17 protein-coding genes and 2 pseudogenes are annotated in these 20,872 nt (G+C 36.3%); 12 read left to right on the top strand and 7 right to left on the bottom strand.

Annotated features, from left to right (window positions below):
• Window positions 1–250 precede the first annotated feature (250 nt).
• On the top strand, window positions 251–1,858 hold the full coding sequence (locus GZH82_RS12005) for an ATP-binding cassette domain-containing protein (RefSeq protein ID WP_162682688.1): 1,608 nt from the start codon (window positions 251–253) through the stop codon (window positions 1,856–1,858).
• Window positions 1,859–4,408 (top strand): class III lanthionine synthetase LanKC N-terminal domain-containing protein, encoded by a 2,550-nt coding sequence (locus tag GZH82_RS12000; protein WP_162682687.1) that lies wholly within the window; start codon window positions 1,859–1,861, stop codon window positions 4,406–4,408.
• A 253-nt stretch (window positions 4,409–4,661) separates the two neighbouring features.
• Here GZH82_RS12000 and thiD read toward each other — a convergent pair whose 3' ends face one another.
• Complete coding sequence (gene thiD / locus GZH82_RS11995) at window positions 4,662–5,492, bottom strand: bifunctional hydroxymethylpyrimidine kinase/phosphomethylpyrimidine kinase (RefSeq protein WP_162682686.1); 831 nt, start codon at window positions 5,490–5,492, stop codon at window positions 4,662–4,664.
• 188 nt (window positions 5,493–5,680) lie between these two features.
• Here thiD and GZH82_RS11990 point away from each other — a divergent pair, with 188 nt between their 5' ends.
• Genes GZH82_RS11990 through GZH82_RS11980 form a run of 3 tightly spaced genes read left to right on the top strand, consistent with a single transcriptional unit; the run spans window position 5,681 to window position 7,055 of the window.
• Window positions 5,681–6,349: a uracil-DNA glycosylase gene (locus tag GZH82_RS11990; RefSeq protein ID WP_162683062.1), complete on the top strand. Its 669-nt coding sequence runs from the start codon at window positions 5,681–5,683 to the stop codon at window positions 6,347–6,349.
• Complete coding sequence (locus tag GZH82_RS11985) at window positions 6,342–6,665, top strand: DUF5327 family protein (protein ID WP_162682685.1); 324 nt, start codon at window positions 6,342–6,344, stop codon at window positions 6,663–6,665. Before GZH82_RS11990 ends, GZH82_RS11985 begins: the two co-directional genes overlap by 8 nt.
• A gap of 27 nt (window positions 6,666–6,692) precedes the next feature.
• On the top strand, window positions 6,693–7,055 hold the full coding sequence (locus tag GZH82_RS11980; RefSeq protein WP_162682684.1) for a DUF423 domain-containing protein: 363 nt from the start codon (window positions 6,693–6,695) through the stop codon (window positions 7,053–7,055).
• 683 nt (window positions 7,056–7,738) lie between these two features.
• Here GZH82_RS11980 and GZH82_RS11975 read toward each other — a convergent pair.
• Complete coding sequence (locus GZH82_RS11975) at window positions 7,739–9,190, bottom strand: APC family permease (protein WP_162682683.1); 1,452 nt, start codon at window positions 9,188–9,190, stop codon at window positions 7,739–7,741.
• Window positions 9,191–9,421: 231 nt separating this feature from the next.
• On the opposite strand from GZH82_RS11975, the gene GZH82_RS11970 reads away from it, so the two are divergent.
• A complete protein-coding gene (locus GZH82_RS11970) occupies window positions 9,422–9,982 on the top strand; it encodes a GNAT family N-acetyltransferase (protein WP_162682682.1) in 561 nt (186 codons plus the stop codon).
• A gap of 236 nt (window positions 9,983–10,218) precedes the next feature.
• On the opposite strand, the gene GZH82_RS11965 is transcribed toward GZH82_RS11970, so the two are convergent.
• Together GZH82_RS11965 and GZH82_RS11960 are read right to left on the bottom strand one after the other, a co-directional pair.
• Window positions 10,219–11,388, bottom strand: a complete 1,170-nt coding sequence (locus GZH82_RS11965; protein WP_162682681.1) for a DUF418 domain-containing protein — start codon at window positions 11,386–11,388, stop codon at window positions 10,219–10,221.
• A gap of 104 nt (window positions 11,389–11,492) precedes the next feature.
• Window positions 11,493–12,056 (bottom strand): TetR/AcrR family transcriptional regulator, encoded by a 564-nt coding sequence (locus GZH82_RS11960; RefSeq protein ID WP_162682680.1) that lies wholly within the window; start codon window positions 12,054–12,056, stop codon window positions 11,493–11,495.
• Window positions 12,057–12,182: 126 nt separating this feature from the next.
• Between GZH82_RS11960 and GZH82_RS11955 the strand changes: the two genes are divergently transcribed.
• The 5 genes and pseudogenes from GZH82_RS11955 (at window position 12,183) to arsC (ending at window position 17,399) form a co-directional block, all read left to right on the top strand.
• On the top strand, window positions 12,183–12,830 hold the full coding sequence (locus GZH82_RS11955) for an HlyD family efflux transporter periplasmic adaptor subunit (RefSeq protein WP_162682679.1): 648 nt from the start codon (window positions 12,183–12,185) through the stop codon (window positions 12,828–12,830).
• A gap of 16 nt (window positions 12,831–12,846) precedes the next feature.
• Window positions 12,847–14,700 carry a DHA2 family efflux MFS transporter permease subunit gene (locus tag GZH82_RS11950; RefSeq protein ID WP_162682678.1) on the top strand — a complete coding sequence of 618 codons (1,854 nt, stop codon included), beginning with the start codon at window positions 12,847–12,849 and terminating at the stop codon, window positions 14,698–14,700.
• Between the two features lie 675 nt (window positions 14,701–15,375).
• Window positions 15,376–15,694 (top strand): annotated as a pseudogene (locus GZH82_RS11945) (ArsR/SmtB family transcription factor).
• Window positions 15,691–16,979: pseudogene (arsB, locus tag GZH82_RS11940) on the top strand (arsenite efflux transporter membrane subunit ArsB). The pseudogenes GZH82_RS11945 and arsB overlap by 4 nt, the downstream one beginning before the upstream one ends.
• A gap of 15 nt (window positions 16,980–16,994) precedes the next feature.
• Window positions 16,995–17,399, top strand: a complete 405-nt coding sequence (gene arsC, locus GZH82_RS11935) for an arsenate reductase (thioredoxin) (protein WP_162682677.1) — start codon at window positions 16,995–16,997, stop codon at window positions 17,397–17,399.
• A 158-nt stretch (window positions 17,400–17,557) separates the two neighbouring features.
• Here the strand turns inward: arsC and GZH82_RS11930 are convergent, their stop codons facing one another.
• A complete protein-coding gene (locus GZH82_RS11930; RefSeq protein ID WP_162682676.1) occupies window positions 17,558–18,394 on the bottom strand; it encodes a lipoate--protein ligase family protein in 837 nt (278 codons plus the stop codon).
• Window positions 18,394–19,383, bottom strand: coding sequence for a phosphate acetyltransferase (gene pta / locus GZH82_RS11925; protein WP_162682675.1), 990 nt, complete (start codon window positions 19,381–19,383; stop codon window positions 18,394–18,396). The genes GZH82_RS11930 and pta overlap by 1 nt, the downstream gene beginning before the upstream one ends.
• 167 nt (window positions 19,384–19,550) lie before the next feature.
• Here pta and hemQ point away from each other — a divergent pair, with 167 nt between their 5' ends.
• A complete protein-coding gene (gene hemQ / locus GZH82_RS11920; protein WP_162682674.1) occupies window positions 19,551–20,306 on the top strand; it encodes a hydrogen peroxide-dependent heme synthase in 756 nt (251 codons plus the stop codon).
• A 239-nt stretch (window positions 20,307–20,545) separates the two neighbouring features.
• Here hemQ and GZH82_RS11915 read toward each other — a convergent pair whose 3' ends face one another.
• Entirely contained in the window at window positions 20,546–20,815 is a 270-nt protein-coding gene (locus GZH82_RS11915) for an AbrB/MazE/SpoVT family DNA-binding domain-containing protein (protein WP_162682673.1), read from the bottom strand.
• Window positions 20,816–20,872: the final 57 nt, after the last annotated feature.

Genomic DNA, 20,872 nt, shown 5'->3' with positions numbered 1-20,872 from the left:
TTCATCGTGCAATGGACCAGATCCAATTCATTAATGGTATTTATAAAGAGAAGAACTACATGAACAAACGGGCAGAGTTGTAACTAAAAATCTAGTGTATTAGCTAAATGTTGTACTCTATGTGAAATGTCATGTGTAGGACCAATCTAATTTATCTGGATAAAATAGATTTGTATTTGCTGTCATTAATAATTAATTAAGCGATAAAAGGTTCTAAAGCTTTTGTCGCTTTATTTTATAGGTGATGAAGATGAAAATTAAATTACTAAAACCTAAACTATTTCTCATTTATGTTTTTATGTTGATTACGGCTTTGGATGGCTTGGTGATTCCAACTCTAGTGGCTGGTATCATTCGTTCAGTTGAAATTAAAAGTCTTTCCTCACTCATCCATTATTTTATTTTCGGTATTATCGGCTACTGTACGATTCGAACTGGCTTATATTTATGGAACTTGTATCAACAAAAGTATATTCTAGACTTCAATAATACATATAAAGGAAAAATGATTAGAAAATACTTTTCAGGAAACCATGCGTCTATGCGTGCCGATTTATTAAGTTTTATTATCAATGATTTCAAATTTCTTGAAACCAACTATATCAAATCTTTGTTTTTATTTATATACTGTGTCACTTTTTCTATCATCTCTGCAACGTATGTCCTTGTGATTGATTATCAACTCGGCTTATTATTTATACTGTTTTCTACTATCCCTGTCATTACGCCTAAGCTCTATAAAAATAAAATCAAACAGTCCACAGATACATGGTCTTCGGATTCTTCTCAATTTGTAGATCGTCTCAATGAGTATTTTAGTGCGTTGACAACGATAAGATTATTTAATAAGCAGTCTTTCTTCCAGTCTACTTTAACAAATCGATTAAACCACCTAGAAGAAAGCAACTATACCGTGCAAAAAAACCTTTATCAGTCGAATTGGGTCACGCACTTATTATCTGGTGTGAGTTCGTTTGTTCCTTTATTTATCGGGGGACTTTTTGTGGTTCAAGATCACCTTTCTTTGGCTGCTTTAATGGCAGTTTATTTGGCGAGTGATCGCATCGTGACCCCTGCTGTTAATGCAATAGATTATTATAATAAATTGCGGTCCTCAAATACGATTGTTCGTAAATATGATGATTTTATCGCTTCATTAACTCATGAGGATAGTGACGCGCAAGACCTTTCACATAGGCTGGCCTCGACGCTCCTTCCTGTAAAGTTTGAGGACATCTTACATCAATATGGTGACCGCATCATATTTGATCATGTAAATTTAACAATCAGTCAAGGAGATCATATCTTATTAAAAGGGCCTTCAGGAAGTGGCAAGTCTACATTTTTCAAACTGCTATTATTACTTGAGCGACCTCAAAAAGGACAATTGCTTTTTAATAATATCGATTCACATCAAATGCGTTTTACTGACTTGGTTCATCATGTTCATTATTTCGAACAGGCTCCATTTATCTTTAATGACTCATTGATGTTCAACATCACATTAGGCGAATCGTTTAATGATGATCAACTCAAAACTGTAATTGAACAATGTCATTTAAGCGATTTCGTTCAGACACATGGATTAGACTATCATGCAGGCGTAAATGGAGATCGTCTGTCAGGTGGTCAAAAGATGAGAATTGCATTGGCACGTATTATGATTAGAAAGCCAAAGTTTGTGCTACTCGATGAATTCTCTGCTGGCTTAGATAAAGAAAATGCAGATTTTATAAGAGGTATCATACACCAACAAATTGAAACAGTAATTGAAATTACCCATGATGAAAGTATTGAGTCAAATTATTACAATAAGACTTACCACATCAAGAATGAAAAAGTAACAGAGGTGAATTAAATGCAAGATCCTAAATATTCAAATCACTTTAGATTCAGTTCTAATGATACATTTTTTTATAAGAAAAGAAATATTGATGATGATTATTTATTTTATGACTCTATGGATTTAAAAAATAAGCATAATGTGTATCACAAAGACCCATGGACTTATATATATTATACTTCTACCTTTCATACATCTATATGGAAGTTACATATATCAGCAACTGTTAAAAATCAACAAACAGTTTTGAAAATTGTAGCAAAGTATTGTGATAAAAATAAATTGAATTTTAAATTTAATTCTACATTTAATTTTTTTGTGTTAATGAATAGTAAGGAAATTTCTAGAGTTTCTGCAGGTAAATTTATAACAGTGTATATTGAAGCATTGGGAGATTTAGAAATTCATTTGAAGGAACTATCTAAGTGTCTAGATAATTTTGAGGGACCATATATTTTGACAGATTTACATTATAAAAATAACATTTATTTAAGATATGGAGAATACTATCCTATTACTCTGATGAATGAAAAAGGAGTTTTTGAAAATTTTATAGTAAAAAATAAAGAATCTTTAATCAAAGATGAGAGAAAACCTTTTTATCAAGACTATGACTTTATACAAAAACCTAAATTTTTAGATTACTTAGATGAAGATACCATATCAATTTTGCTATCTAAGTATAGTATTAATGATGTACTATATTTTTCAAGTGGTGGTGGGGTTTATATAGGCTATTCTAAAGATAAAGGTACTAAGGTTGTGATTAAAGAAGCTCGTAACTACACAGGGCTAGATTATAATTTGGTATACTTTTCTGAAAGATTAAAAAATGAACATAATTTACTTTTGAAACTATCCTATACAAAAAATGTTCCGGAAGTTTATGGAATACTTGAGGACAATGGCAACACATATTTGATAGAAGAGTATATTAATGGCGTAACTTTAAAAGAATACATTTTAAAATATAATCCTTTAATGCGGCCAAAAAGCGATAAAAGAATAAATAAGAGCTATTTTAAAAATATGTTTGAAATTATGATACAAATAAAGTCTATAATTCAAAAGCTTCATACAAAACATATAGTAATTGGTGACTTATCGTTTAATAACTTTATAATTAATGAAAAAACATTAGAAGTTAAAATGATAGACTTAGAAACATGTACAGAGTTATCTGATTTTAAAGAGGGCCATAAGATGATGATAACGCCAGGTTTTAATAACACATCAAAGAATCCCTTAGAAAATGATAGAAACAAATTTGATACATTAATTGTAACGTCAATTTTTCCGTTGAATAATATAATGCATTATTTCGATGAAAAATATTGTGAAATATTAGACCTTTTTAGACTGATAACAGGTGATTTTCCACATGTACAAAGAATTATCAATCTATCTTTTGGTGGTATTAGAAGTGCAAGAAAAGAAAATTCAAAAGAATCATTATATAGTTATATTAATTTGATTTCTAATAGTATAATGGCGGAATTCTCAAATGAAGAAGAAGTGTTTTTTCCAGCTGATCCTCATGTATATAATACAAATAAATATAGTGTATCACATGGACTGTTCGGAATTTTATATTCTTTATATAAAACAAATAAAGAAAACATAATATATATTAGTAAAATAATTAACGATAAAATAATACATGGATTATTTAAAGATGATAATATACCTAAAGGTGTTTTTATGGGATTTTCTGGTATATGTTGGGTTTTATTTGAATTGGGTTATAAAGAACTCGGCAAACAATTATTTGAAGAAAAAGTACTTTATAAAATATCTAAAGACAACGGTATGTTTTATGGAAATGCAGGAATATTAATGACTAGTATAAAAATATATGTAGAAACACAAGATAAAAAATATTTAGAGTATGCAAAATATTTAGCTTCTTATATGATGCAAGATGTGAACTTCAACAAGTTGCTTACAGGCTATGGAGAAGGCGTATCTGGTATTTCTTTATCTTTAATTTACTACTATAAAATAACAATGGATATTGAGGTGCTAAATACTGCAATAAAATATTTTGATATAGAGTATAGTAATATGATAAGAGATGAAGATTATTTAGGAATAAAAAGAAATTTTGAGAAAAATGGTAGAATCGTTAATTCTCCATATTTATATGATGGCATAGCTGGAGTGGGTAGTGTTGCTATTCGATTATTTTTAGTAACAAAAGATAAAAAGTATTTGGAAATAATTAAAAAAATTGTACTTTCCTGTGACTATAAAATTACTTTATTTTCTGGATATATGAGAGGGATGGCTGGCATAATAAGCTTTTTAACAGATGTAGTAAAGTATATAAATGACGAAAATTTAATACTAAAAGCAAGAGAAATAGTCTCTCAATTTGAAACTTGTATGAAATTACATATAATAAATAAGGGTGAATACAAACATTTTCTTGGAGAACAATTATATAAAGCGTCTTGTGATTATTCAACAGGAGGCGCAGGGATTATATTACAACTATATTATAATCAAAATCACAAAAGCATGAATAACCCTAATTTTTTCTTAGACGAACTTATCGACATTTAATATTATAATAAATTCAAAACAGAAACTTTTATAATTAAATATAAAAGTTTCTGTTTTTAAATTGTATATAATTAAATTAAAATATTTATTGTGTTCAATTATATGGTTGTCGGATTTGCAGGTTTAATAGTTTATATAATTTATTTTTATCATAAAACATGAAGAAATAGAAAGTACAATACATCAAGGTTTGAACCATGTTTATGATGATAATGTTTTTAAATATTACGCATGAATACGAGTGTGAAGAAAATTAAATTTCTGTCACTTCAACTTCAATTTGTTCAATACGGTTTGCTGCACCGTGATCGACAGGGCCAACAAAATCGTTCATCTTCCAACCGTTTTTAATGGCAGAAGCTACGAACGCTTTCGCATTAATCACGGCTTCTTTTGGTGTTTGACCATTCGCTAAGTTGGCTGTTGTCGCTGCCGCAAATGTACAGCCTGCCCCGTGGTTATAGCTTTGTTGGAACATATCCGTTGTTAATTGATAGAATTTGTCGCCATCATAGTATAAGTCGTATGATTTATCTTGATCTAACGCTTTACCACCTTTAATCACCACGTGTTGTGCACCTTGCTCGTGGATGATTTTCGCTGCTTTTTTCATATCTTCAATCGATTTTAACGTACCCAAGCCTGATAATTGACCTGCTTCAAAAAGGTTTGGTGTCGCAACAGTTGCTTTTGGTAATAAATACTTAATCATCTCTTCAGTATTTCCCGGGTTAAGGACTTCGTTTTCACCTTTACACACCATGACAGGATCTACTACGAAATTTTGTGCGCCTGATTCTGTGTATGCTTCTCCAGCACGTTGAATGATTTCTTCGCTACCGAGCATACCTGTTTTGACTGCGTCCGGTCCTACGCTAATAACTGTTTCAAGTTGCTTGTTGAACACATCAAATGGGATAGGGCTGACATCGTGTGACCAAGTTTCTTTATCCATTGTGACAATTGCCGCAAGTGCGACCATGCCGTATGTGTCTAACTCTTGAAATGTTTTTAAGTCGGCTTGCATCCCCGCGCCTGCACTTGTGTCTGATCCTGCAATCGTTAATACTTTTTTCAAAGCCATCGTTCATTCACTCCTCCTATTGTACATCTGTTACATCATTCCATGTTAGGGTGGTAACTGCTGTACGTTACAATATGCTTATGTTCCCTATTTTATCATGCGTGTTGAACTGCTGCTATAGAAATGTTTATTGAATGAAAGCGGTGAGTCAGGCGAAATTATGTTAAAATGTGGCTGAGGTGAAGAAGATGGATTGGTCAACAATATTTCATGAAATTAAAGAAAAACATGATTTTAAAGCGATGCATGATTTTTTAGAAAAAGAATATACGACGCAAATTGTTTATCCTGAACGTAAGAATATTTATCAAGCTTTTGACCTCACGCCATTCGAAAACGTCAAAGTAGTGATATTAGGACAAGATCCCTATCATGGCCCGAATCAAGCGCATGGCTTAGCATTTTCAGTACAGCCGGGTGCGAAATTTCCACCTTCATTGCGCAATATGTATCAAGAACTCGCTGACGATATTGGTTGTCAACGGACTTCGCCACATTTACAAGATTGGGCGAGAGAAGGTGTGCTGTTATTGAATACGGTGCTGACAGTACGCCAAGGTCAGGCGCATTCACATAAAGATATTGGCTGGGAAACATTTACGAATGAAATTATCCAAGCGATATCTGACCATAAAAAAGGTGTCGTCTTTGTATTGTGGGGAAGACCGGCACAACAAAAAGAACGATTGATTGATACATCACGCCATTATGTCATTAAATCTCCACACCCAAGTCCATTGTCGGCACATAGAGGCTTTTTTGGTTCTAAACCGTATTCCAAGACGAATGCCTATCTTGCAGCACAAGGTTTAGCGCCGATCCATTGGTGTGAACAAAAGGAGGAAGCGCATGAATAAAGACAAACTGATTCAACTGTTGGAACACGAATTGGTTCAAGCAGACGCCGCGACGACTGATGCAGCATTTGAAAAACATATGTATGCCATTCATGCTTTAACGGCTCTGTATACGGGGCAAGAGACAAGTGCACTATCACGATCATCTTCAGCCGACACACCGAAAAAGCAAGCGTCGACACAAGTGACAGATGAAGAGATGAGGCTGATGGGCGGTAAAGTATCATCTTCCAATGCTACAGCGCAAACGACATCTGATCAACGTATGGTAACGGATGATGAAATAGGAAATGGTGCTTCAATTTTTGATTTTTAATGGTAACTTTGATGAGGAGGGAAAGTTGTGAAAGTATTTATTATTTTAGGAGCATTGAACGCTTTAATGGCAGTCGGTACAGGGGCTTTCGGTGCGCATGCATTAGACGGAAAATTATCAGAACATTATATGTCAGTATGGGAAAAAGCGACAACATACCAAATGTATCACGGGTTAGGTCTTGTGTTAATCGGTATTATCGGTGGTGCATTTCATCTTAACGTCGGCTGGGCAGGTTGGCTCATGTTTTTAGGTATCGTGTTCTTTAGCGGTTCACTGTATATTTTATCTTTAACACAAGTGAGCGTTCTTGGAGCCATTACCCCAATTGGCGGTATCTTGTTTGTCATTAGCTGGCTCATGCTTGCCATCGCAGCATTTAAATTATAAGTTCATTCGAATCAAGTTGGAAAAGGCAGGCAAACGTCTGTCTTTTTTGATGGCAAAAATAGTTCGTACTCAATCAAGGCTACTTTATCCATTGTTTCAAAGTCATTGATGCGTATAAAATCAAAGAGACTAGGAAAACTCAATTTCCTAGCCTCTAACTATGTCTTATATGAAAAAGAATGATTTTGAAATAATGAGTGAACGTATCTTGATTTGTTACAAAATGTTTGATGTTATTGATTTTATGAAATATGAGTCATTGGATTAATTTTTTTGTTGGTAACACAAGAATGCCAAAATCGATGAGACTCCTGAGGGAAAAGTAAAAAACAATATCACGTCTAATCACTTTAATAGTGGTTACTGTTTATCGCAGTAGCTGTCTGACTTCTCAATACTCAAGCTTTTGAGAAGTCTAGTCAGCCTTGCGGGGGCAGTACTACGAAATCTTTGTTGCACATGAGATTTCTGTACTGTGCCCAAAATCCAGTTCGGCTTCCATCAAATATACACTTCAATCTAGCCGAATTGAGTTGAAGGTTCAGCCCTAAGAACGCGAATCCATGGAGGCAATCGTAACACTCAAAAGGACAAGTCTCCTGGAAGCGCAAGTCCTCAATCAAAATCATATCAATACAAAATGGAGTATTTTCATACCCGCACTCCTAACATTTCAAAAGCCATTATTCCTCTATCATTTTTTCAACATCACGTTTTCTTGTATCCAAAATCAATTGTGTCAACTCATCTTTATCCATACGACGTAATTTTGGAAAACGAATAAAGAAGAACACCAATCCGAGAATCGTCCAACCACCTAACGCAATATATGATGGCATAGATAACGACGCCGGTGAAAATGGTAACAATAATAACAGTAAAAAGATAAAGGCAAAAATTGAGCCGATAATCGCAAAGACTTTATATACCGGTCCGTATGTTTGACTATTTTTATTAAAGCTAAACAATTTCGCTGCTGCAAGACATGTCACAAGGTAAGCGATAGACACTCCTGTAGATGACATATCGACAATCCATGTTAACGCGGTACGGCCTAACCATGGCGCAATCAATGTAAGCGCAACCAAGAATATAATCGCAACGTATGGTGTTTTATATCTTTTGTGTAATTTACTAAATAACGACGGCATAATGCCTGAGCGACCCATTGAGAATAACAGACGGCTTGAGCTTAATAAAAAGCCGTTTAAACCTGTGAAAATCCCCATGATGATTGCAATACTAAGTACGCCAAGTCCAATCGTACCGAATGCTTCTCGCGTTACAGAACCTGTCAACCATAAGTCGCTACTGCCACCAGACAACCAACCTGTATATAAAATCATCATTATATATGTCATGCTCGCTGCAAGTAAACTATAAACGATTAATTTAAATGTTTTATTCGGTGAGAAATCAAATTCTTCTGCAGTTTGTGGGATATTATCGAAACCGACATAGGCCCACGGTGCGACAGCGACAATCATAATAATCGCTTGGAACCAACCATAATGTGTCCCGTTATATGGTTTTAAATTTTCTAATGAATAGTTTGAACCGAAGAATGATCCGATAAAGAGTAGGACGACGACAACGACCATCGCGACACAGAAATAATACTGCAATGAACCTGAAACGCTTGCTCCTTTAATCGCAATCAACATAAAAACGAGTAAAAGGATAGATGCAATTAAAATTTCAGTAATGTAGACATCCCAACCTGCAATCGTATAAAGTTTGCCAAATTCAATCACATCTGGCAGTAAAAACTTGATTAATAAACTGAAAGCTGTCGCATTTAACGCTACGACACATATGTATCCAAACGTCAAAAACCATGCTGAGAAAAAGCTGACATAACGTCCGAATCCTAAAAAGCTAAATGCAAAGCCGCCACCTGATACAGGAAAGCGTTCAACTAGTGCACCGTAACTTACCGCGATGACAATCATTAATAAGGCACCGATAAAAATACCGATTGATGCGGCAATAGGTCCGGATGATTGAATCCAGTCACCTGGTAAGATGAACGAACCCCAACCGATACATGAACCATAAGCAATGGCCCAAACAAATTTTTCTGAAAGGTTTTGTTGGAGGTCACCACGATCAGGTTTTTGATTCTTTTTTTTCATTATTTTTTCACCCCTGAATATTCTTATACCCCTGTTTTATTTTTTTATAACAACGAATTTCGACTGTTGGAAAATAAATGATAACCTAAAAATTGAAAAATTGCATTAAAAAATGCGTTTTATAGATTGTGATTGATGTGAGTGCTTGTGAAATACAGTTTGAAGACATATTGTTTTAATTGTTATATTTGTGTATAATAATCAGAAAAATAAAAATAAGGGGTGAGTGGGATGCAACATTTTAGGCTCGCTGTGAATGACGACATTGATTTTGTTTACCCAACGTTGACATATGCACCAAAACTTTATGAAGTCGTTGAGCAAAATCGAGACCATCTCAAAATATTTTTACCATGGGCTGAAACGATGTCCTCTGTGGAAGAAGAAGCGGCATTTATGCAACAAACTTTAAGCTTAGTTGCAGAGGGGAAAGCGCTATTTTTCTTGATTTATAAACAAGATCAACTCATTGGGACAATTGATTTGCATGCTTGGAATGAAAAAATACGTAAGGCAGAAGTCGGTTACTGGCTTGCGAAAAGTGAAAATGGTCAAGGGATAACGACAGCTGCAGTACGCAAATTATGCGATATTGCATTTACGGATTATGACCTCAATAAATTAGAATTGCGTGCGAATGTACTTAATATTGGTAGTAATCGTGTTGCAGAAAAAGCGGGGTTTCGTTTCGTTGGCGTCAAACATGAAGATGAAATAGATGAAGGGCATTATGTAAGTCTAAATTATTATGAATGCTTGAAGCGTGATTTTTATCTTGAGGCAACCGACTAAAAACATGTGTCAATCTTACATCTTTTGTGAGACAATTCATAAAAAATTAATAAATTTTTAATCATTGTATCCCAAAATGATTCAAAACATGGTACAGTAGGAATAAGCAAAAGATATGATAGTAAACATATCATTTTGTGTTTTTCATTTTCAAAAAGTTCTCCAATAAAAGGGCCTGTTCACATTGATAGCGTAGCGACTATGAATGATCGAACAGGCCTGTTTAACATTTGAGCTTATTTTGCTGACAATGTTTTAACTCCGAAGTATGTGATTTTCCGCCACACCCATTCGATTGGACCTTGTGTGAATTGACGTTGATAGACATAACAAACAACGACTTGCACGAAGAAGAGTGCGAGCGCAAAAAGATAAGTTTGATAAAGGGACAAATGGTTATAAAAGCCAAGACCGAAACCTGCAAAAAAGAACACACAGACAAGCGTTTGAGATAAATACACGGATAAACTCATTTTTCCAGGGTAGCGAAACGGATCAAGTAACTTTTGAGCTGTTGGATATTGCATGATATGGAAAAAGAGAAGTACGATACCGACAGATAATAACGGACCGCCCACTGTAAAACTGAACATCATATAGCCAGGGTTCGTGATGACGTATGCACCTATGAATTTTACGAGAAGCCCGATAACGATAAAAAGACTGCCCCATTGTGTCGTACGTGTCGGATGTCGCTTGACCCACGTGACTAAATTGCCTTTCATCGCTGCCATCCCTAACAATAAATAAGGAAAAATATCGAGCCAATCAAGCGTCAGTGTTGTAGCAATGTTACCGAAGTTATCTTGTGCATTATAAAGGAAGAAGTCGGTATAATGCACACTTGTTTTAGCTTGTAACACGGCGTTCAATTCTGCCTGAGTCCCACCACTGAGCGGTAATTTCGCTTTTGTCATCCATCCCATGATGAGAAAGGGCAAGCCCCCAATGACCACTTTTATTGTAAACAAAATGATAGCGGCTTTTTTTAATATTTTAACAGAAACTTTTGTGCACCACATCGCGCCAAAGCCCATCACCGCATATGTAAATAGAATGTCTCCTGAATATAAGAAAAAGCCGTGGAGTAACCCGAGAAACGCCAAAAAAATAAGCCGTCGTATCATCACGGGTTTAAAAGCGATACCGCGTTGTTGTGTACTGTTATAAATGAGCATCAAACTGAATCCGAATAAGAATGAGAAAATCGGATAAAATGAATCGATGACGAGTAATGACACCACTCGAAACAAAAAGCCATTGACGCCTTGGAGTGCGACGTCTAAGCGGACATGCTCATAAGGAAAACTAAATACTAAAATATTCATGAGTAAAATACCAAACAAACTTATCCCACGCAACGCATCTAACTCAATGATACGTTGCTTTTTGGAGGTGGAAGCCATGATGCATAACCTCACTTTTCTTCTTTATTAAAGGTTCGACAAAGCTGTGTATCATGTAGGTCAAGTTGGATTGTATCACATGTGTGTCATGTCCGACAGTGAAACTATCTTCTCGTTTTAATAATGTTAGAATACAAAATTTGTGCCATATCGTTAGGGGATTCTTGGCAACCTTGCATGAGCCAACTGTAAATGAGCGCAAGTTCACCGCCAATCGTATAGTTGATAAAATATTTGGATTGTTGAAGTTGAGGCAGTTGATTTAATAACTTTTCATAAGCTTGACGCGTAAATTGTAAATATTGATGAATGGCTTTTAATTGCGGTTGTGTCACGATAATGGTCGTGAAAAAGGTTTGGTGGCGTTTCATATATTTAAACAGTAGACGAAATGTTTTGATGATACGCGTTTTCACCTCTTCTAACGGGTAAGAATCAATCACTTTTGACGTATACAAAATAAGCTTTTCATACTTTGCCATATGATACGTCGTCAAAACTTCAAACAATTGATATTTATCTTCAAATTGGGCGTAAAACGTTGAACGATGTACGCCACTCTCTGCACAAATCTGTTTAATCGTAATCTCATCAAGGGGTTCTGTTTTTAATAATTCAATCATTGCTTTCACAATACGACGTCTTGCTTTTGATTTTGTTTTGACCATATTATCACCAATGTTATTATAATATAATTTTCAATCCGACACATTTGAAATGATTGTCTGTATTTTTTCAGAGTGAATTGACTTATAATACAGGAGTTCAATTTATTGAGAAAGGGAGTAGAGAAAATGAAGAAACTAGTCATGATTAACATTGTTACGATTATTGTGTTAATTATCATTGGTGTTGTAGGATTTTATTTCTACAATCAATCAGTTAACTATATTAAAACAGATAACGCACAAGTAGATGGGGATCAAATTAAAATTGCAAGTCCAGCGTCAGGAAAAATTAGTAGCTTAGATGTACGTGAAGGCGACACATTGAAAAAAGGGGATACTGTAGCGAAAGTACAAGGTGCTAGTCAAGGTGAAGAACCACAAACGATGACTATTACGATGCCTAAAGCAGGGACTATCGCAAAATTAGATGGCCAAGAAGACGGTATCGCGCAAGCAGGTCAACCGATTGCTTATGCTTATGACCTCGACGACTTATATATCACAGCAAATATTGACGAAACAGAAGTAAAAGACGTTCAAAACGGCCAAGATGTAGATGTTACGATTGACGGTCAAGACGCAAAAGTGAAAGGTAAAGTCGATCAAATCGGTCATGCGACTGCCTCAAGCTTTTCATTAATGCCATCATCGAATAGTGACGGCAACTATACAAAGGTGACACAAGTGGTGCCTGTTAAAATCAAATTAAACAGCCAACCTTCTAACGGTGTTGTTCCAGGCATGAACGCTGAAGTAAGTATTCACAAAAATTAAGAGAGGGGGTCATCACATGTTTATGATGATTTACACCATAATTGCTCTTATTGTGATTATCATACTGAACTGGACGATCATTCGAGGAAGAAAAAGAAAATCACTTTCTCAACAACATCGTGACGTCGCTTCAGACGCAATGCAACCTGAACGTGATGTACATCCAACAACGCATACTTTTCGTTTAGATGAAGATGATCAGTATTCAGCAGCAGATTCAACACGTCAAGATGAAAGTGAAGATGACGCATCTACTGCAACATCGGCAGAAAAAGAGGCATCTCAACAAAAAACGACAGCGGGCCAAGACAGAGCTGAACGTCAACCGGTCAATGAAAAAGTAGCGGATGCCACACAAAGTTATGTCTTTAAAAAGGGTGTCACACGTGGCAAAATTTTAGTCGCGATGATTTTCGGGATGTTCATCTCTATTTTGAACCAAACATTGTTAAACACGGCATTACCTCGAATCAACACAGACTTTAATATTTCTGCTTCAACAGGACAATGGTTGATGACAGGCTTTATGTTAGTGAACGGGATTTTGATTCCAATTAGTGCATTCTTATTTAATAAATATTCATATCGCCGCTTATTCTTAACTGCGATGCTCATATTTACGATAGGCTCACTCGTCTGTGGTTTCGCTTGGAGCTTTCCGATTATGATGGTCGGTCGTGTACTTCAAGCGATGGGTGCTGGAGTGTTAATGCCATTAGGTACGAATGTATTTATGACAATCTTCCCACCTGAAAAACGTGGTATGGCCATGGGAACAATGGGGATTGCGATGATTTTAGCACCAGCCATTGGACCTACACTGTCAGGTTATATTATCGAAAACTATGACTGGCATACGATGTTCTTTGGTATGTTTATCGTCGGGATTATTTCACTCACGCTTGCATTTGTTTGGTTTGGAATTTATCAAAAAACAACGAATCCAAAAGCAGATATTCCGGGTATCATTTTCAGTACAATTGGTTTCGGTGCATTGTTATACGGCTTTAGTGAAGCGGGTAACGATGGCTGGACTTCAACAAAAATTGTCATTATGTTTATTATCGGAATCAGCTTTACGGTTGCGTTTGTTGTCCGTGAAATGACGATGAAAGCGCCGATGCTTGATTTTGAAGTGCTTAAATATTCAGGCTTTACGTTAACAGCAGTCATTAACATGATTCTCACAATGAGTCTTTTCGGTGGTATGATTTTACTACCATTATATTTACAAAGTTTAAGAGGTTTCTCAGCGCTAGACTCGGGGTTATTACTATTACCAGGTGCTTTAATTATGGGTGTGATGGGACCTATAGCTGGTAAATTACTCGATACAATCGGGATTAAACCAATTACGATTATTGGTTTAGCCATTACAACATATGGCACTTGGGAACTGACGCAACTGACTATGGATACACCATATCGCAGTATTTTAATGATTTATATTATCCGTTCGTTCGGTATGAGCTTTGTCATGATGCCGATTATGACAGCAGGTATGAACGCATTGCCGTCACGTTTAATCTCTCATGGTAACGCCTTAGTCAATACGATGAGACAATTAGCCGGCTCAATTGGTACGGCAATCTTAGTGACAGTGATGACGCAACAAACCGAATCACATTTGGCAACATTCCAACAAGATTTAGACCATACGGACCCAACGATTCAAGACAGCTTGCAAGCCTTGGCCCAACAACTCGGTGGTCAAGAGCAAGCGATGGGGGCTATTATTAAATTCGTAAATCAGCTAGCTTCTGTTGATGGGGTCAATAGTGCTTTCTGGGTAGCGACGGCTTTAAGTGGTTTAGCACTCATTTTAAGTTTCTTCTTAAAAGGCAAATCACATTACATTTCAAACGAATAGTCAATGAATGCGGGGATGGGCATAAAAATTTTTGATGCTATTGATGCAGTATTTTGTTTAACTAGCCCTCAACGATTTTTGGCTTTGATTGCCTTCATGGCTTCGCGTTCCTAAGGGCTGGTCCTTCAACTAAATTCGGCTTGATTGAAATGTACACTTGATCGATGCCGAATTGGATTTTCCGGACCAGCTGATCCCTCAGGAGTCTCAGCCTTCTGGGCAATCTTACATTAAATAAGGGTAACTGAGGGCGAGTTTATGAAATTAAAAATCAATAGCATTCATTTTTATGCCCATTCACCCTCAATTCTTGACTATTTTAAAATGTAAATGAATTATCATTCTATAATTAAATAGAGGCTGGAAAAGCTTATGTCCTAGTCCCACATGTCCATGAAGTACGGTGGTGAAGTGGGCAACGGAGACATTGACGTCGGGCATATGAAACGAGGGCTGATGAGATTGAACTAAGATCTTGTCGGTCCTCTTTTTCAAATGTCATAGCTGTTGGCAGGATGATGACACGGAAGTTATCGAAAGGGACATGATTCAAGTGGCTGTGCGTCTTTATTTGTGAAAGCGTTTGTTAAGTCGTATTTCTTTAAGCTTACAAAATTCTACATAGACAATTATCTATATAGATGTTAATCTATTTAAAGTTTAGGAGGTATAAAGATGTCATATCAAGCGCTTTCCAAAATATTAAAAATTTTAGCTGATCCGAGTCGATTAGAAATACTCGCCATACTTTCTTGTGGGGAATGATGTGCTTGAGATTTGTTGGCACACTTTCAATTTTCACAACCTACGCTCAGTTATCATATGAAGGCTTTAGTCGATAACGAGTTGATTTTTACAAGAAAAAGTGGTAATAAACGTATGTATCGACTGAATCATGCATTGTTAGAAGCGATTAATGAAAACATCAACTTCATTCACACTTCTCATGAACGCTGTATATGTAACGATAAAGTCAGGTGAATGTCGCGCATGACATTTTTAGCGATCCTCATTTTTCTGTTTACTTTAGTTTTTGTGATATGGCCCTAAAAATCTAGACATAAGGTGTGACCGCGTTAATCGGTGCAGTTCTTGCAATGATTTCGGGCGTTGTCAGCTTTTCTGACGTAGTTGAAGTTACTGGAATTGTATGGAATGCAACTGTTACATTTATCGCTATTATTTTGATTTCACTCATATTAGATGAAATTGGATTTTTTGAATGGTCTGCGATACATATGGCCAAGGCAGCAAATGGCAATGGCTTGAAAATGTTTGTTTTTGTGATGTTATTAGGGGCAGTAGTGGCAGCATTTTTTGCGAACGATGGGGCGGCCCTCATATAGACACCTATAGTTTTAGCAATGGTCCGCCGTTTAGGTTTTAATCAAAAGGCGGTCTCCCCTTTTGTTATTGCGAGTGGATTTATTGCTCATTCGACATCACTCCCCCTCATAGTGAGTCATTTAGTGAATATTGTTTCGGCGGATTATTTTGATATTGGCTTTATTCAATTTTTGAGTCGCATGATCATTCCTAACCTCTTCTCATTAATGGCGAGCATTTTCGTTTTATGGCTATATTTCAAAAAATCGATACCTCGAACGTTCGATACCCAAAATCTGACATTACCTAAAGAGGCGATTAAAGACCACAATTTATTTAATATGTCATGGATTGTTTTAGTGCTCTTACTCGTAGGTTATTTAATCAGCGAATTTGTAAAAATCCCTGTATCCCTCATTGCGTCTACTATCGCATTCATATTTATTTTAATAGCGCGTCAATCAAAAGTCGTGCGTATCAAACAAGTGATTAAAGGCGCACCATGGCATATCGTTCTCTTTTCTATTGGGATGTATTTGGTGGTTTTTGGATTGAAAAATGTAGGGATTACAACGATTTTAGTGGATGTATTGACGCATATTTCGAGTTATGGCTTATTCAGTAGCATCATGGGGATGGGATTTATAGCAGCGTTCCTGTCTCCTATGGTGAACAATATGCCTACTGTTTTAATAGACGCTATTGCAATTGGACAAGCTGATATTGTATGAACGATTAAAGAAGGAATGATTTATGCGAATGTCATAGGTTCTGACTTAGGCTCTAAAATGACGCCGATTGGTTCTTTAGCAACATTATTATGGCTGCATGTATTAACCCAAAAAGGTGTAAAGATTTCGTGGGGTACATACTTTAAAATGGGTATCATAACGACGATACCAGTGCTATTTATCGCACTTCTAGGTTTATACATGACACGCATTCTATTTTAAGGAAGAGGTTTGAATATGAATAAGAAAACAATTTATTTTATATGTACTGGAAACGCATGTCGCAGTCAAATGGCTGAGGGATGGGGCAAACACATATTAGGTGACGATTGGAATGTCTATTCTGCTGGGATTGAAACACATGGCGTAAACCCTCAAGCGATCAAAGCGATGGAAGAAATTGGCATCGATATTTCTCATCATACTTCTGACTTGATGGATCCCCAAATCATCAAACAATCCGATTTAGTCGTTACGTTATGTAGTGATGCAGACCAAAATTGTCCTACTTTGCCACAATACGTTAAAAAAGAACATTGGGGCTTTGATGATCCGGCGGGCAAAGCATGGTCAGAATTTCAGCGGGTGAGAGATGAAATAGGTGATAGAATTCAGGCGTTTCACTCTCATATAAATAGCTAGAATAATTCGGGCAGTGGTGATTTAAAGACCAATACACATGTCCTGATGTAACCATGAGACGTGACTCTAAGTTTGAATGATTAATAAACGAAAAGAAAAGCAGGTGGGGGATGTTCCCGAACCTGCTTTTTTCATCAATAGTATGTCTTTTCTGTAGTTTAATCCAATTTTGCATTCATTTTTGCGTTACGATCGAGCATACGTTCATAATAATGCTCATACCGTTCCCATTCGTGTGGCGTAATCGGGTCCATATTTAAACTGCCACCTAAATCTTTAATCGCATACAATAATTTAAACATGACATCTTGCACGGTCATTGGACGGCCGAGCAATTCTTCCAATGACGCCATACTGGACGGATGAATGTCTGGATAAGTGAATTTCGTCGTTTCACCTTTCAATGCGCGTTCATAAAAGTGACGCATCAATTCCGCACGTTCACTTCCTGATCCTTCGACACATAAGTAAATCTGAACGGCAATCCCGCCACGAACACGGCGTTGTGAAATACCGGCAAATTTTTGATTGTTGATACTTAAATCAAATTTGCCTGGACAATACGAATGCGTAATCTCATGTGTCGCAATCTCCGTAAAGTCATCTTCAAACATTTTACTCATCAACAAATACATGACCGTAAATGCCTCATCAATGGTCACTTCAGTTTTCCCTTTGAACATTAAGGAAATGTTTAAAATACCTTGATCTAGGACGACACCAAGACCGCCTGAGTTACGCACAATCGCATTATAACCACGTTCATCTGTTAAATATTGAATGCCATCTTTCAAATAAGGCAAACGTGAATCGTGAATGCCTAAAATAATCGTATGTTGATGTACCCATGTCCGCACAACACTAGGAGATAAGTCAGCACCGACACTTTCCGAAAAGGTGTCGTCAAATGCGAAAGACTGCATGGGCTCTAAACCAGAAGAATGGTCCACATAGCGCCATGTGTGACCATTAAAATATTTGTGTGCTAAATCCATTATTGTAGACTTTGAGCTGCTGTAATAATAGATAAGTTGTAAACGTCTTCTGTAGAGCTACCGCGTGATAAGTCATTCACAGGTGAGTTTAAACCTTGTAGGACAGGACCAATGGCATCGTAACCGCCTAAACGTTGAGCAATTTTGTAACCAATGTTACCTGCTTCAAGACTTGGGAAAATAAATACGTTAGCGTCACCTTGGATTTTTGCATCAGGTGCTTTTTTCTTAGCCACTTCTGGTACAATCGCAGCGTCAAATTGAAATTCACCATCAATAATGACGTCTGATAAGTTTTCAGCGTCGATTTTTTCTTGTGCCAATTTTACTGCTTCAGTGACTTTTTCAGTGTCGTCTGATTTTGCAGAACCTTTTGTTGAGAAGCTTAACATCGCCACGCGTGGGTCCATGCCGAAGCTTTGTGCTGTTTTCGCACTTTCTACAGCAATTTCAGCTAAGTCTGATGCGGCTAATTCAGGGTTAATCGCACAGTCACCAAAAATAAATTGTTGGTCTTCTTTAATCATGAAGAAAACACCTGATGTTTTAGAAACACCTGGTTTTGTTTTGATAATTTGAAGTGCTGGACGAACAGTGTCTGCTGTTGAGTGGGCTGCACCGCTCACTAAACCGTCTGCATGACCTGCATAAACAAGCATTGTACCGAAGTAGTTCACATCATTTAATAAAGATTGTGCTTGCTCTTCAGTCGCCTTCCCTTTACGACGCTCTACAAATTGTTCAACGAGTGTTGCTTTAAGGTCGCTAGTATCAGGTTGAATGATATTTAAACCTTCAATATTTAAAGATTTTTCTGCAGCAAGTGCTTTAATTTTGTCAACATTCCCTAATACGATCGGCGCAACATAGTCAGAAGCTTGTAAATCGACAGCTGCTGTTAATACACGCGCATCTTCTCCTTCTGGTAATACGATACGCACATTTTTACCTGAAAGTTTGTCTTTAAGTACATCTAATAAACTAGACATAATGGTCCTCCTCTACTTTCCTTCATCGATTTTCCATCTATTATTATACGGTATTTATAGTGAGATTTCCATGACACTAATTTGTAATCATTTAAATCGTTGTGTCTGCATCATTTATGATAAAATTTAGTTTGTACAGATAATATTAATTCTAAGGAGTGTTCTGAATGAGTCATGCAGCAGAGACTTTAGATGGTTGGTATAGTTTACATTTATTTTATGCGATAGATTGGGCATCTTGGCGTTTAGTGCCACAAGAAGATAGAGCAGACATGATTGCTGAGTTTCATCGTTTAATGGATCGTTTGAAACAGGCACAATCAGAGGGACAAGGTGACCAAGTTTTATATAACGTGACAGGTCAAAAAGCAGACTTACTGTTATGGATTTTACGTCCAGAAATGAAAGATTTAACTGAAATTGAAAACGAAATTAATAAGTTAGCCATTTCAGACCATTTCATTCCGACATATTCATACGTATCTGTTGTAGAATTGAGTAACTATCTGGCAGGGGATTCGAATGAAGATCCATACGAAAACCCACATGTGAAAGCAAGATTGTACCCAGAATTACCAGAAAAAGAATACATCTGTTTCTATCCGATGAACAAACGTCGTAATGAGACATACAACTGGTATATGTTATCTATGGAAGAACGTAAAAAATTAATGTACGATCATGGTATGATTGGTCGTAAATATGCAGGTAAAATTAAACAATTCATTACAGGTTCAGTAGGTTTCGATGATTTCGAATGGGGTGTGACGCTATTTGCAGATGACGTGCTCCAATTCAAAAAAATCGTTTATGAAATGCGTTTTGATGAAACGACTGCACGTTACGGTGAATTTGGTAGCTTTTTCGTCGGTCACCGTTTAGATACAGAGCGTTTTGATACATTAATGAAAATTGAACAATAGTGTATAGAGGCAGTGTACGTCGATATGAGGGCGGCACTGTCTTTTTGATTTTAAAGAAAATCTAATACGGAAAGAGCGTAAATGGTTTTGAAAATATGTAACTGTGCAAAATTATTGTATATAAAAAGCAAACACATTCTTTTAGTAAAAGTTTGTAAAATGAAAAAAGTGCTTGTCGAGTGGGAAATTGAAAGAAAAAGGCGCAGTGAATGATGTAATGTTGATTACGTATAGGACGCTTATATTTCACGCCCTACACTTTTACCGAAATTTACTTCTGATTCGTCATATTTGCCACCATTTTGGTAGAACTTTTTGATGCCATCTTCAACGGATGTTTCTTTTTTAGTAACAAACAAATCACCATTTATTTTTTGTACTTCAACTGTATCTCCAATCTCAAAACCAATGTGCTGAATTGTTTCGTTACTTAAACGCATTGCTAGACTGTTGTCGCTTCTGAAAACATGTTCATAAGTTTTGTTTGTGTTGTCGGATGTTTGAGTCATTCTTATCATCTCCTTACATCGATGATATTGAAATTTGAAACCAATCGCTATGATTGA

This window comes from Staphylococcus sp. MI 10-1553, from assembly GCF_010365305.1.
Classification (GTDB): domain Bacteria; phylum Bacillota; class Bacilli; order Staphylococcales; family Staphylococcaceae; genus Staphylococcus.
Note: the sequence above shows the minus strand (reverse complement) of the source record. Positions and strands in the feature narration are given on the sequence as shown.

Excerpts from the sequence above, each read along its gene's own strand:
- GZH82_RS12005 (WP_162682688.1), top strand. The coding sequence starts at position 251 with ATGAAAATTAAATTACTAAAACCTAAACTATTTCTCATTTATGTTTTT.
- GZH82_RS12000 (WP_162682687.1), top strand. The coding sequence starts at position 1,859 with ATGCAAGATCCTAAATATTCAAATCACTTTAGATTCAGTTCTAATGAT.
- thiD (WP_162682686.1), bottom strand. The coding sequence starts at position 5,492 with ATGGCTTTGAAAAAAGTATTAACGATTGCAGGATCAGACACAAGTGCA.
- GZH82_RS11990 (WP_162683062.1), top strand. The coding sequence starts at position 5,681 with ATGGATTGGTCAACAATATTTCATGAAATTAAAGAAAAACATGATTTT.
- GZH82_RS11985 (WP_162682685.1), top strand. The coding sequence starts at position 6,342 with ATGAATAAAGACAAACTGATTCAACTGTTGGAACACGAATTGGTTCAA.
- GZH82_RS11975 (WP_162682683.1), bottom strand. The coding sequence starts at position 9,190 with ATGAAAAAAAAGAATCAAAAACCTGATCGTGGTGACCTCCAACAAAAC.
- GZH82_RS11970 (WP_162682682.1), top strand. The coding sequence starts at position 9,422 with ATGCAACATTTTAGGCTCGCTGTGAATGACGACATTGATTTTGTTTAC.
- GZH82_RS11965 (WP_162682681.1), bottom strand. The coding sequence starts at position 11,388 with ATGGCTTCCACCTCCAAAAAGCAACGTATCATTGAGTTAGATGCGTTG.
- GZH82_RS11960 (WP_162682680.1), bottom strand. The coding sequence starts at position 12,056 with ATGGTCAAAACAAAATCAAAAGCAAGACGTCGTATTGTGAAAGCAATG.
- GZH82_RS11955 (WP_162682679.1), top strand. The coding sequence starts at position 12,183 with ATGAAGAAACTAGTCATGATTAACATTGTTACGATTATTGTGTTAATT.
- GZH82_RS11950 (WP_162682678.1), top strand. The coding sequence starts at position 12,847 with ATGTTTATGATGATTTACACCATAATTGCTCTTATTGTGATTATCATA.
- arsC (WP_162682677.1), top strand. The coding sequence starts at position 16,995 with ATGAATAAGAAAACAATTTATTTTATATGTACTGGAAACGCATGTCGC.
- GZH82_RS11930 (WP_162682676.1), bottom strand. The coding sequence starts at position 18,394 with ATGGATTTAGCACACAAATATTTTAATGGTCACACATGGCGCTATGTG.
- pta (WP_162682675.1), bottom strand. The coding sequence starts at position 19,383 with ATGTCTAGTTTATTAGATGTACTTAAAGACAAACTTTCAGGTAAAAAT.
- hemQ (WP_162682674.1), top strand. The coding sequence starts at position 19,551 with ATGAGTCATGCAGCAGAGACTTTAGATGGTTGGTATAGTTTACATTTA.
- GZH82_RS11915 (WP_162682673.1), bottom strand. The coding sequence starts at position 20,815 with ATGACTCAAACATCCGACAACACAAACAAAACTTATGAACATGTTTTC.